Origin of the sequence: Sphingomonas sp. PP-F2F-A104-K0414 (assembly GCF_004340945.1) — a bacterium.
GTDB lineage: Bacteria > Pseudomonadota > Alphaproteobacteria > Sphingomonadales > Sphingomonadaceae > Sphingomonas.
The window spans coordinates 458,616-471,136 of record NZ_SLYD01000003.1 but is presented as its reverse complement, the minus strand read 5'-3'; the positions used below and the strand labels follow the sequence as shown (position 1 = coordinate 471,136).

Sequence of the window (12,521 nt, the reverse complement as noted above, 5' to 3'; positions counted from 1 at the left end):
GGCCTGAGCGAGCGGCGGGCGTGTCCTATCGTCGGAGCAGATCGCACGAGCATGCCGTATCGCTCGTGGCGAGCAGATGATGACGACCTGCGGTCGAGATTATGTGAGTTGGCGCAGCAACGTCGGCGTTTCGGCTACCGGCGGTTGCACATCCTGCTCCGCCGGGATGGCATCATGTACAACCGCAGAAAAACCAAGCAGCTTTACCGCGAAGAGGGGCTGACGGTCAGGCGCAGGGAGGGAAGCAAACGCGCCGTAAGCGCGCGGACACCGGCACCGGTGCTGGCGCTTCCCAACCAGCGCTGGCGTCTGGACTTCGTCCACGACCATCTCGCCACAGGTCATCGGTTCGGCATGCTCAACATTGTCGATGACGTTAACCCCGCCCATTGCTTCATGCGCGACAACACCGGTCTGTCTCTAGTTCCCGCTGGATGAAAAGCGGGGGGCCACGTCACCGCTTGCGCCACTTCGCAACCGTCTAGGGATGATCCCCAGCTCACGGCTCAGCGTCGCGAGCGAAGCGTGCGATCGCTGTATTGCTGCTCGGACGGCGTGCGTGGACATGGCGAGTGATCGCATGCGATTTCTAGTGACGTACCTGTCCCATACGGCTTCCTTCCATTCCCACGAAAGGATCTCACCATCAAACCGTGAGATCAAACACCTATGGACGCCTTAGCAATTAAACCGAGATGGCGCGATTAATGTACTCTGCGCCACCCCGTGAGTTTGATCACCTGAGGCAAGCCTCCCAGAATCTGAGAATTTCGTTTGATAATCTTAATCTTATATTCGTCCGGCTCTTCGGTAGCTTCTAAAACGACAGAGTCACCTGCTTTTGCCGAATTAAGACGGAGGTACTCCGTCATCCATGTGATACGGTATTCATTGCGAGTGCCGCCAGCCACATGAATTTTGTTATTATAATAGATGTAGCGAAGCTTCCACTTCTTTCCAAACTCATCTTCACACCAGATCCATGCGTCCGGATTTTTGACCGCCGGATCAAGGAAAGGAAAGAACGCGAGAAGCTCGGCATCGGTTTTCGGCACCAGAATGCCCGCCTGATGACCGCCAGTCTCGCCCGTGTCATTGGCGCTCAACAGCTTCGCATATCGTGCTTGCGTCATGACTGCACCGGCGAGACAGAAAGCGCTCGCTGAAGATCAGTGCCGTCGCGAACGCTGACGGGGACAGCCTCATTCCCGAGTTCCGACTTCCAGTGTGTCCGGTCCAGCATCACTTCCTCAACTGTGTTGACGTAGAAAAGCCGGTAGATTGTAACCGGCTCGGTCTGCCCGCGTCTATGGGCGCGAGCACTTGCCTGCTTCTCAAGCGCAGGATTCCACACTTGCGTGAAATGGATCACGATCGTGGCAGCCGTTATGTTGAGACCTGCACCGGCCGCTCGTGGATTCAAGATAAGGACAGCCGGACCATCATGCTCTGAGAACCGGTCGACCGTTGCCTGACGATCGGCCTGCGGTGTCGACCCGTTGATCGCACCCCAGAATGCCTTCGACAATCCTGCTGCGGCTTGACGGATCAGAGGACCGCACTGATTAAAGTTTGCGAATATGAGTACCTTCTTCCGTCGGGCGAACGCCTCGCCGAGGATGGCGAGGAGCCGCTCCATCTTCGGCGTGACGAGCGGCGTCCCGCTTCCTTCCGCGATGATGACGTGGTCTTCCCAGTCTGGCGTGGTCGTCGATTCTGCCCGAAGCCAAGGGTGGGCGCAAAAGAGCGCAAGCTGTCCTGTTGCCACGAGAGCGCCCGCGATTGGGTAGCGCGTCATGGTATCGCTTCTGACCTGATCGTACTGCTTTGCGAGTTCCTCCCCGAGCTCCAGCGGCACGTCGATGTCGATGCGCTCCGGCAGATCTTTGGCGACTTCCGAGACCTGCCGTTTCAGAATGAACGGATCGGTGACGGTGGCAAGGGACCGGGCTGCATCGATATCGTCCGGCCAGCGGGTTTCAAAGTACGTCTGTTCTCCGAGCAGACCGGGAATGGCGATATCCACGAGTGACCAGAGATCGAGCAGGCCGTTTTCCACAGGTGTGCCTGTCACTGGGATCGTGCGGCGGCGGGGCAGGCGTGCGACAGCCAGGCGCCGCTTCGCGGTCGGATTCTTAATGGCTTGGGCTTCATCACAGACGACGAAGGACCACTCCAGCCCAGCAAAAATCACATTGTCATTCACGAGTGTGTCGTAGGTCGTGATGACGATCTGCTTCTTTTGCAGATCTTTATGAAAGCCGGTCCGGTCAGGTCCCCGATGAACCATGACGGAGAGAGATGGTGCGAAACCTTGCAACTCCCTAACCCAGTTCTCGATTAGGGTCGTGGGGCAGACGATCAGCGCCGGAGACAACGGGTCCGGCGGAGAGAGCAGAAAAAGCGCGATAATCTGGATGGTTTTTCCGAGACCCATCTCATCGGCAAGGATCACTCCGCCGGTATGATCGAGCATCCTGTGCATCCAGGCGACGCCCCCCGCCTGATAGGGGTAGAGGGTGGCGTTAAGCCCCGGCACGTCGCCTGACGCATTCTCCGCATCCGCCCCGGCCTCTTCGTTGGCTGTTCGCAAGTTGTCGATATTCCGGATTACTGGCAGCGTCTCTGCGGCATTTCGTTCGAGCCTCAGAATATCCGGAAAGGTCAGGTTCTCAGGGTCGCACCCCGTAAGCGCCTCTGCGGCAATCGAGCTGATATCCTTAGGGAGCGGGAAAATCATGGCCCCGTCCACTACCCAGTTGCTTGTCACATCACTGGCCGAGAGGATGCGCTCGGCGCCTCGGATGACCCGTCGTGCACCAAGCCGGGCGACAAAACGATCGGAGCGGCGAGAAATTACGAGCGCAGGGGCAAGCACCCGGCTGGAGATTTCCACGCCCGAGGGAGGGTTGAGTGCTATCTCATCATAGGACATGCCGGACGGAGCGGACGCTTCGTTCATGTCTGTAGCATCGTCCGGAGATCATCTGGCAGCAAGGGCACTGGACGATGCGTATGCAGCGCCCGATGGCAGTTTGGGCATAACGGAATGAGATCAGTAGCCGGATTGTAGCGCCGGGGGGCTTCGAGCTGACCAACAGGTTCGATGTGATGAACCTCGATGATGTCGCCAGCGGCACCGTAGAGGTCTGGAGGGGAGAACTGGCATACAGCACACCGTTTGCCGTGGATCGATAGGCAGAGCAGCCGGTTACGGGGACTCCGCTCGCGTCTCTTCACGACGCTTTCCAGAAGCCGTCCTTCCTCGTCAAACTCTGCGGCTTCTTCCTCTACATGGTCGTACCCAATCAGTTCCGCCATTGCGGCCATGAGGGGTACGATAATCGATTGTGCTGTCTGGCTGAGTGCCCGATCGCTCTGCGGATCAACTATTTCGCGCGCGGACACCGTGATGCTGAAGTCGGAGCTGGTGATCGACCAGTCGTCGAGGTTCTGCTGAGGAGCAACCGAGACCTCGTTTGCGGTTGCAATCTGCCGGATCAGGGCGCGTGCGACTTCGAGGCGCTCCAGAGAAGCTCCCTGCATCTGGACTATGCAGGGCTTCGCAAACTTGCCAAACTCTATAGAGACTAGATGGCGGGAGAGGCCGGACGGCTTGATATAAAACTGCGGCCCTTCCTCGGGTCTGAACCCTTCGAAGTGAAGCCGGAGCCCCGATCGTAACCCGCCTTCATGAGGCGTTGCCACGACCTCGGCTCCAACACCGCGCCATGCCTCCTCCCGCAGAAGATCCGACTTGTTTCGAATCATTATTCAACATCTTCCGCGCTTTCCGACAGCTCATCAAGCTCGGTATCGGTCGGCAGAGGCGTGTCCCGTAGCAGCTTCTCCAGATTACCGGAGATCTCCTGCCTGATATCCTCAAATATCGGTTGAAGCTCTTCATCCGTATTGTTTTGCTCGGCAGCTGAAAAAGCCCACAAAAGAATATCCATACCTTCAACTGCGTAGCCGAGACTGGCAGCTTTCAGATAAATCTTTTGATAGAAGTCGTGGTGCCTATTGATGCGGACACCGGTCGTGAAGCCCGTGTTGCTGGCGCTACGCAAGGCCGGTTCCCATAGCCTGCCACTGGTGATGTCCGTGACAGCCTCTACATAGACAGAACCGGGATCGACATTGGCCTGAACGGGAACGTGGATCTTTATACCAGCGCCGCGATTGTTGTTCACGACGGCGTCCTGTGCACCCGGTGTGGCCGTCTGAACAGAAGGCTTTTTGGTGAACTTAGCATCCTTGATGCTGTTATTCGATCCGCTGTGATCGACCTCAAGCTCAGAAGAAAGCTGCTTCTTTTTGCGCCGGTAGCGCTGATCCGCCTCACGATAGATCGTCGCAAGGCGCTCTTTGAGTGCATCTTCGAGCGCCGGATCGAATAGAATACGCGACTTCTTGACGTCGATCTTGAAGGCGTCGTCCAGCTCATGTCCGAAGTCGAACTCGACCCGGAGCAATGAGTAGTGAGGATCGTCCGACCGGAAAACGCCCAGCCATCCGCCATTGTGGATCAAGCGTCCTTCACGGTAGATGTAGAAGCCCTGCGCGCGACTAGAAATCTTCGCATAGGTATCGTTCTCATTCTTAGTCATTTCCTTGGCATGCGGAAGCAGCCAAGCATTCATATGCGCCGTCTCGGTCGAGCCTTCCGGCAGCTCGATCTTCAGCTCCCGGGCGTTATCCGGAAGAGCCTGCACTGAACGCTGGGGATAGAACGGGTTCCAAGGCGATACGACTTCTTCATCTATGGCGATGCGGACGTTTCGGCACCGTGCGTCCTTTTCATCGAGAAAGCGGTGAAAGACCAGCGCCACATGCTCGCGAAGCTTCTTGACGCGATTGTTAACGGCCTTGGTTTCGGCCGCTCCGGCCGGCTCTGCGTAATTTTTGGATAGCAGCCGATCGCATTTCGACCAGATCAGAAGAGTGCCTGTATCTCCGCACAGCTCGTCGAAGGCATCCTCTTCGGCTCGTGTGACGGGCTCCTGCAACATCTCCCACCGATTTTCTTCCTGAACGTGTTCTAGATCCCAAGCCAGCTTGGACAGCGGAACGTCCGCGCTCTTCCGCGAGATCAGCGTGAAGCGCAGACAGATCGAACTGGACGCCGTTTTGAGGCCAAGGCCAAACTTGCCAAGGCTCTTTGCGTTCTCTCTCGCCGGGGCGCCGTAACGCATTGCTGCAAAGAGCGCTTCTTCGTCCATGCCTTTGCCGTCATCACCAAACATAACGAACTTGCGCCCGTCGGCATGCAGCTCGACACGGATATTGATGTGCTCCGCATCTGCCGCGATGGAATTGTCGATGATATCTGCGGCAGCGGTATTGAAGTCATAACCGGTGTCACGAAGTCCGAAGATCAGCCTTGATGGATCAGGCAGGTTGGTCAGGTCGTTCATTTAGCGGTGCCCCCGTTCAGTTTTAATTACTATCAGTCAATACGACTGAGCGCCAAAGCTTCGCGCGTGGCACAGCCAAAGGATGATCGATGTCCATTCTGGCTATCTCCCTCGGATCGTCATCGAATAATCGTCTGATCGTATCCATGCCGCCAGCTCCTGCATAGCGCCTCTCTCGTCGAGCCGGGTCCTACCCTTGAGAGCACATTCCCAGACGATCGCCACACGCCAGCCCAGTTGTCTGAGAGCGGCCGTCGCGCGGGCATCGTTCTCGACGTTCCGCCCGATCTTTGTCCGCCAGAACTCGTCGCGGGTCGTAGGCCATCTAAAAAGGTGGCAGTCATGCTGATGCCAGAAGCAGCCGTTGACGAAGACCGCTGCACGGTGTCGCGGAAAGACAAGGTCGGGTTTTCCTGGCAGGTCTTTCGCATGCAGCCGGTAGCGAAGGCCTGCCGCGTGCAGCGCCTTCCTGATCGTCAGCTCGGGTTTGGTATGGCTGCCCCTGATCGCCGCCATATTCCGGCTGCGCGTGGCGGCGTCGTGAACATCCGCCACGGCTCAGGCAGCTTTGCGGAGCTTCGCTCCTTCAACCAGCGCCGCAATGTGCGGCAGCATGATGCGCGCAACCTCACGGAAAACCGGCACGGCCACTGAGTTGCCGAACTGCTTATAGGACTGCGTGTCGGATACCGGGATGCGGAAAGTATCGGGATAGCCCATCAGCCGGGCGCACTCGCGCGGCGTCAGGCGGCGCGGGTTCTTCCGGTTACCCTGAAACACGAGGATTTCTGAGCCGTCTTTGTAGTAGCGTGCGGAGAGAGTCCGGGCGACATCGTCCTTGGTCACCAGCCCGAAGCCGAAGCCGTTCCCGGCAGCCTTATGCTTTGCGGCGTAGTTCTGAAGATAGGCCCAGAGCTTAGGCGTAAGGGTATACTTGGGATTCACGGTGGCATCGTCGCCGAGCGTGTAATGTCCTTCGGGCTTCTCCTTGCCCTTGCCGGGATGGAGGATGGAGCCGAGCTTCAAGCTGCCCTTCTCCGGCAGATCGAGATCGTCCCAGGTAAAGGGCACGTCATCCCGGAAGCCGACGATGACGATTCGCTCCCGGTGCTGCGGCACGAAGTGTTTGGCGTCGATCACCTTCGCCCAGACGTGATAGCCCAGCTCCTCGCGGAGGGTCTTCATAATGACCGCGAAGGTATTGCCCTTGTCGTGGCTTTGAAGATTTTTAACGTTCTCCAGCAGGAAGGCAGCAGGCCGCTTTTCCTTAAGAATGCGAGCGACATCAAAGAACAGCGTACCCTGCGCCTCGCAGGCAAAGCCATGCAGGCGACCGAGGGAGTTCTTTTTCGATACCCCGGCAATCGAGAAGGGCTGACAGGGGAAGCCCGCGACCAGCACATCGTGATCGGGAACGTCCTCAGCATCGATCTTCGTGATGTCGCCATCTAGGGGATGGTTGTCACGAAAGTTCGCCGCATAGGTCTGCTGAGCGAACTTGTTCCACTCTGAGGTGAACACGCAATGCCCGCCGATAGCGTCGAACCCCATGCGAAGCCCGCCAATCCCGGCGAACATATCCACGAAGTTGAAATGCGCCTGATCCGGCTGAGCCGGAGTGCCGACGGTGCTGCGCAGATACGCTAAAGCCGCTTCACGGGGCGCGCCTTCACCCTTATCCCAGCGGCGAACCTGACGAGGGGAATAACCCAGCCGCTCGGCCAGATCGTCAAGACTGATGCCGGCCTGCGCGCGAAGCGCGGAAAACTCATTCTGATACATGTAGCCTCTGGGTCAATTTGTGACATGATGGCATAGAAGTACCGAGATGCCAACCAGCCGCACTCCGGACCTGTTCGCCGCTTGCGTTTCAGGAAGGCCAGCCGGCCACCTCTGTACCGGGATCTTAAGAGATGCGGAGAGATAGGAGATCATACTCGATAGGCGCACCTGTGTGCCGCCAACCCGTGCCTAGAAGGTTTTCATGCAAAGAGATGCGCCACGATCATGGACAATGCTTGCTATCGCGGGGCCGCGTCAACATGGCGGGAACACAGGATACCTAGATTCACCGAAGTCTGTTTACAGGTTCGACAGTGGCGTCGCTAACAGTGGGAAAGTTAAGCGAGGCGACCTTGTATTTATCCGGGACCGGGACGGCTTACTCGGGGTCTCAGTCATTGACCATATCAGCTCAAAACCCGGCGAAAAGGTTCTCCTGAAATGCCCGGAATGCGGGAAAGCAAAAATTCGCAAGCGTGCCGGGCAAACGCCGGCCTATCGCTGCGAGTCGGGGCATGTCTTCGATAAACCTGCCCAAAGCCTTCGTGAGGTGGTGTTGTATGAAGCTTTCTACGAGAAAGAGTTTATTCTGGCATCTGGTGCAGTAACCGGAAAGAGATTGCGAGCCGCTGCTTGGCGGCCAAACCTTCAATTGTCTATAGAGGAGGTCGATGCATCCCGGATTGCAGAAGACGTGATCGAGGCGGCTCCTCAGGCCCGTTATCTACTACAAAACTTTTTTCAAAGCATGGCCCCAGAGAGCGTGGCCCAAGATGATGACAAAGGCTACATGCCGCAGTTGGGAGATCGCAGACAGAAAGTTCTCGCTACAATCGCGAGGCGGCGGGGCCAAGCGAAATTTCGTACCAGCCTTATAAAGCGATATGGACCAAGGTGCGCGTTATCAGGCTGTACGGTGATGGCAATTGTCGAGGCAGCGCACATCTGGCCGTATCGTGGCGAAGAGGATAATCACGTGCAAAATGGCCTGCTACTGAGAGCCGATCTTCACACGCTATACGACCTTGACTTGATTGGTATTGATCCAAGATTTATATTGCATGTTGCGGACGATCTTAAAAATTCCGAGTACGCCCATTTGAGTGGTTTGCAAATTGATCTCTGCGCTAAGCCGTCGAGGACGGCTATTGAAAGTCGTTGGAACTATTTTAAAAAGAATAGCTAATTAGCTCCACAAACGCAGATACGGAGCTACATGGCTTTCACAGAATGCTTTAAAGCTCATGACATTAACATGACCAGAGTATTCGGTTTCGCGAGCTTCGATGAGAGATTCTGGAACAACAAGCTGCACACCGATCGAGGCCATATCGCCTATCACGTTCCCTGCAACGTTCTCATCGACTGTCGTGAGAAACAAGCGGCGGGTACCCTTTTCGCGCTCAACCTGCTTCCAGCGCTCTCGGAGAGTAGTTTTCGCGCTCAGGATAAAGCCGTTAGAAGTGAAGGATTGTTCCTGATTTACCCACTCAAGTGACGGAATTAAAAAATCCGACCGCTTCCTCGCTTCTATAATCACCTGCTTTTCAAAAGGGATTGCACCGTCGGCAAGCATGGCTTCTATATGGTACTCATAAGAATATCCAGCGCGTGACTTTCTTTGCTGGCTTGCTGAAAGCATTAATGCATCTATCTCGGAAAAATTATCTACCAATTTACGAATCGTATCTGCCGCGGTGTAAGTGCCGGCTTCGTCTCCAAGAACTAAGCGGACAAGTTCAACGGACCGTTCGCGACGCTGAAATTCCTTGAAAAGCTCCCATTCAACACCACGGCTGATTTGTCGCAGGACATCACCCGGGTTGTCCAGATTGAAGGGATCGAGCTTCTCGCATCCATTCTCGGCAAGCCATTTTTGCCGCGCCATTCGAGCCAGCTCGATCGGAGCCGGCATCGTAGCATTCTTCTGTGCAAACACATCAATAATGCCAGCCGCCCAAGCTTGGATAACCTGATCCGCAAAGTCAAATACGCGGTCTCGCTCCTCGCGTCTTATCGCCTCGGGAGTGAAAATGCCGATCAAGAAATCAGGGGTAATATCGAACACTTCGGCCAATAGCTCAGCCTCATCGCTGTCCGAATCTATAGTGAGACATTCATATACTACGTTATGATCGTTATTCACCTGCCCAATAACGAGAAAGGAAGCGGGCAGTAGGTCAGAAAACGCATTCTTCGGGATGCCCGTAAAATGGGTCTCGCGGCCCTTACTTGTATAATTAACTAATCTGCTCCTGAAAAGATTCGGCGTGATTTGCGGCCAACGCGTTTCTACGAAGCATTCCCAAATATCATCACCCGCCTCCTTCCGCGATTTGAGTTTTAAAGGTGGGAAGAAGCCGCAATCGCGTTGCTCATGGGGTATGTACGGCCCCCCTTGATTGTTTATCCGTTTGCCTGGCACCGGGAGGCCATCGGCGTCGAGCTTTGGCTTTGCCCAATCTCGGTCATTGTTGGACAGCTTCTTGATCAGGATCTGATCGGCGCGCTTGGTCAATGCAGTAAAGAGATTAGCAGTCGGTTCCATGCGTCCATATATACCACTACCTAACGGATGTGTCCTACCTTGACGGGCGACCTAGTTCGCTATGGCGAGGCGAATTATGCGCCGGGATCCCTGCTCCCGCTCTGCGCCCCTGATGGTGCGCTCCGCGCAAGATGCGCGGCATCGTCGAGGTTGGAGCGGATGTATCAGCACTCGCGGGGCCATCGAAGCTTTTGCTTAGACTCCGCTCCTTCAGCTCCTAAGTGGCGCCCTGCTTGCCTAGATCGGTACGCAGCTCCTCAGCGCGCTCGGCAAACCGGCTGCTGACGCCGACAATCTGCTGCTGCCGGCGCGTCGTGTAGCGTCTGCATTTGGCAAGGCAAACAAACCAGCGACCGGCAGCTCGTCGGGTGGCGTGTGTCGAGCAAGTTCACCCCCCCCACATTAAGCCGGGCCGCTGCCCACTCGGCGGGCGCTTAAGCCATCCTGCCCCGCTCGCTGAACAAACGGCCGATATTGCGGTCGGCTACTCGAAGGCGGACGGGCCGCTATCCACCAGTTTTGCCGAAATGCGGACAATCCGCATCCACTAGCAGGGTGGGCCAGTAGCTGCTCCGCACACCGATAGGCGATGGCCTTGCCGATACCACGCGACATCAGCTAGCCACGTAGGATGTGAACTCAAACGGGATCATATTCTGATACATGAACTACGCGATGCGCGCCGGGCGTCTGGCTGGTCACAGCGGACCCTGGCGGACCGGATCGGCGTCGACACCCAGACCATCAAGCGGCTGGAGAAGGGTGTTGGTTCGGTGCCAACCCTCATCGCCGCCATGGCAGCGCTGGACTTTCGCCTGACCGGTATCGCAGCGGGCAAGACGCTGCCCGAGCAATTGCGCGCGGAGCGGCGCAAGCGGTCGATGTCACTGAGGGATGCGGCGGAAAAGACCGGCCTGTCACCAACCACCATCGCCAGCCTCGAGCGAGGCGGCGGATCGGTCGCCAGCCTGCTGCGTCTGCTGGCCGTAATCGCACCGGCCGCCCGTCGCCGCGCGCCCGAACGATCCTATTGGGGACAAGGCGACAAGGAGGATCGCGATAGCCGCTTTACCCCGTCGGACTTCATGGCGGGCATCTACGCGGCGTTCGGCGAGATCGATCTTGATCCGTGTGGCCATCTGCTCAGCCCGGTCATCGCGCATCGCCGGATTCTGCTGAGCGAAGGCGGCGACGGGTTGGTCGATGAATGGTCGGGCAAGTTCGCTTTCGTTAATCCACCATATTCGCAACTCCTTCGGTGGCTGCGACGCGCCCATGATCAATGGTGTGCCGGCAAGGTCGAGACGGTCGTCTGCCTGGTGCCGGTCCGGACCGACTCTGCCTGGTTTCACGAGACGCTGAGCGCGGATGCCGACATCTATCTGCTGCGGGGGCGCGTCCGCTTTCTCGATACGCAAGGCAGGGGCCAGCATACCCCGTTCTCGCTGATGATCCTGACACTGGGCGCTACGTGCCAGCAGAAGAACCGTTACGCAGAACTGGTCCCGGGGCTTTGGCTGGCCCGCAGCGTCAGGGCGGTATCTGGGGATCAAGGCCACAGGTCGCTGACGCCCGCCGAGTGATAATTGTCGACCCTCTCGGTTCCATCGTCGGTGTCGCTGTCACCGTTACGCCGCCTGCGACCAGACCTGGTATCGACCGTCATCGACGGCGTCGCTTTCAAGCGTCAGCTGGTGTGCGAGCCAGGCATCGGCGCGCGCAATGCCATCGGTCACGCCGCCAGCGGGCTTACCATCGATGTGGAGGATCTCGCCGGGGGCCAGACGGAAGTGGCCACGGGCGCTGGATTGCGGCAGGACGAGGCCGCGGGTCGCTGCCTTCGACAGGAACAGCCGGCAATCGCTCTGGATGTGGCAGATGTCTTCGCGAACCAGAAAGACGATCATGCCGGTGAGCGCGTGCCTACCATCCTCGCCTGGGCCGTATTCCAGGTGGAGCACATCTGTTTCCCTTGCTCGTGCCTTCTGGCCGAGCCTGATCTTGCCTTTCCAGGTCGAGCCGCCCACCGCCGGTGAGCACGACGCCCGCCTTCAGCTTGCGGTTGCCGAGCAGCAACCGGGCGACCGCCTTGGTATAGGCTGTTTCGAACGCGTCGTAGGTCATGGTCATCATTTCGCTTCCTTGTTTCATCCCGGCATCGGAGCCGCTTCCCGTCTTCCTCATCTCAACCCCGGTTCCTGCTGCGGCAGGCGAGCACGATCTGTGCAGCGGCGCTTTCCAGTCCGGCGGCGCGATCCCACGCGCTGTCCCACGGCGAGCCGTTGGCGATCTCGGCACCGTCGCGGCCGATCTTCACGCCCAGGCCGGAGCCGTCGGGCACGAGATGCAGGCTGCGGTCGCGGTGGCGGAAGAAGCTGAGGGCGGTGAGGAGAAACGGACCGCTGAGCGAGTGGAGCGCGATATCGACGCGGACCGGGTCGATGCTCTCAGGGTGAAAGCCATGGCGCACCAGCACGACATCACACGAGCGCGTGGCGGCGCAGCGCAGCAATGCCGGGTCGAACAGGCCGGCGGCCGTGATCGGCGTAACAGCGACAATGAGGTTATGCTTCAGACATTCGACACCGGCGGGCAGGCCCGTGTTGCCGCCCAGCGGTTCGGGCTCGTCGGGTCCGAGCTCGGCGAGGACATACTTCAGGAGCGCGACCGACGCGGTCGGCAGCGCTTCGTGGATCATAGGCGTCATGGGGGGCCTTCGTGTATTGGCGTGATCCCCGGACCGGCACGGTCCGGATCAGGCCCCCTTCGAATTT

The 12,521-nt window shown here is 57.8% G+C and carries 12 protein-coding genes and 1 pseudogene; 3 read left to right on the top strand and 10 right to left on the bottom strand.

The window, feature by feature from the left end; genetic code table 11:
- A pseudogene (locus C8J46_RS09370) lies at positions 1–378 on the top strand (IS3 family transposase); the annotation flags it as partial.
- A 326-nt stretch (positions 379–704) separates the two neighbouring features.
- Here the strand turns inward: C8J46_RS09370 and C8J46_RS09360 are convergent.
- From C8J46_RS09360 to dcm, 6 genes are all read right to left on the bottom strand, one after another.
- A complete protein-coding gene (locus C8J46_RS09360; protein WP_132737900.1) occupies positions 705–1,133 on the bottom strand; it encodes an EcoRII N-terminal effector-binding domain-containing protein in 429 nt (142 codons plus the stop codon).
- Positions 1,130–2,962 (bottom strand): DEAD/DEAH box helicase, encoded by a 1,833-nt coding sequence (locus C8J46_RS09355; protein WP_243643296.1) that lies wholly within the window; start codon positions 2,960–2,962, stop codon positions 1,130–1,132. The genes C8J46_RS09360 and C8J46_RS09355 overlap by 4 nt, the downstream gene beginning before the upstream one ends.
- Positions 2,959–3,771 (bottom strand): HNH endonuclease, encoded by an 813-nt coding sequence (locus C8J46_RS09350; protein ID WP_132737897.1) that lies wholly within the window; start codon positions 3,769–3,771, stop codon positions 2,959–2,961. The genes C8J46_RS09355 and C8J46_RS09350 overlap by 4 nt, the downstream gene beginning before the upstream one ends.
- Positions 3,771–5,417, bottom strand: a complete 1,647-nt coding sequence (locus tag C8J46_RS09345) for an ATP-binding protein (protein WP_132737894.1) — start codon at positions 5,415–5,417, stop codon at positions 3,771–3,773. The genes C8J46_RS09350 and C8J46_RS09345 overlap by 1 nt, the downstream gene beginning before the upstream one ends.
- Positions 5,418–5,519: 102 nt before the next feature.
- Positions 5,520–5,972, bottom strand: coding sequence for a very short patch repair endonuclease (locus tag C8J46_RS09340; protein ID WP_132737891.1), 453 nt, complete (start codon positions 5,970–5,972; stop codon positions 5,520–5,522).
- A 3-nt stretch (positions 5,973–5,975) separates the two neighbouring features.
- Positions 5,976–7,199 (bottom strand): DNA (cytosine-5-)-methyltransferase, encoded by a 1,224-nt coding sequence (gene dcm, locus C8J46_RS09335; protein WP_132737888.1) that lies wholly within the window; start codon positions 7,197–7,199, stop codon positions 5,976–5,978.
- 232 nt (positions 7,200–7,431) lie between these two features.
- Here dcm and C8J46_RS09330 point away from each other — a divergent pair, with 232 nt between their 5' ends.
- On the top strand, positions 7,432–8,385 hold the full coding sequence (locus C8J46_RS09330; RefSeq protein WP_165886502.1) for an HNH endonuclease: 954 nt from the start codon (positions 7,432–7,434) through the stop codon (positions 8,383–8,385).
- On the opposite strand, the gene C8J46_RS09325 is transcribed toward C8J46_RS09330, so the two are convergent.
- Positions 8,386–9,747 carry a type II restriction endonuclease gene (locus C8J46_RS09325; RefSeq protein WP_132737882.1) on the bottom strand — a complete coding sequence of 454 codons (1,362 nt, stop codon included), beginning with the start codon at positions 9,745–9,747 and terminating at the stop codon, positions 8,386–8,388.
- 653 nt (positions 9,748–10,400) lie between these two features.
- On the opposite strand from C8J46_RS09325, the gene C8J46_RS09320 reads away from it, so the two are divergent.
- Positions 10,401–11,330, top strand: a complete 930-nt coding sequence (locus tag C8J46_RS09320; protein ID WP_347812378.1) for a DNA N-6-adenine-methyltransferase — start codon at positions 10,401–10,403, stop codon at positions 11,328–11,330.
- A gap of 45 nt (positions 11,331–11,375) precedes the next feature.
- Here the strand turns inward: C8J46_RS09320 and C8J46_RS09315 are convergent, their stop codons facing one another.
- The 3 genes from C8J46_RS09315 to C8J46_RS09305 are packed head-to-tail and all read right to left on the bottom strand — an operon-like array spanning position 11,376 to position 12,454.
- Positions 11,376–11,654: a hypothetical protein gene (locus tag C8J46_RS09315; RefSeq protein WP_132737876.1), complete on the bottom strand. Its 279-nt coding sequence runs from the start codon at positions 11,652–11,654 to the stop codon at positions 11,376–11,378.
- Between the two features lie 16 nt (positions 11,655–11,670).
- Positions 11,671–11,877 carry a hypothetical protein gene (locus C8J46_RS09310; RefSeq protein ID WP_165886501.1) on the bottom strand — a complete coding sequence of 69 codons (207 nt, stop codon included), beginning with the start codon at positions 11,875–11,877 and terminating at the stop codon, positions 11,671–11,673.
- A 55-nt stretch (positions 11,878–11,932) separates the two neighbouring features.
- Positions 11,933–12,454: a hypothetical protein gene (locus tag C8J46_RS09305; RefSeq protein WP_132737870.1), complete on the bottom strand. Its 522-nt coding sequence runs from the start codon at positions 12,452–12,454 to the stop codon at positions 11,933–11,935.
- Between the last annotated feature and the right edge of the window lie 67 nt (positions 12,455–12,521).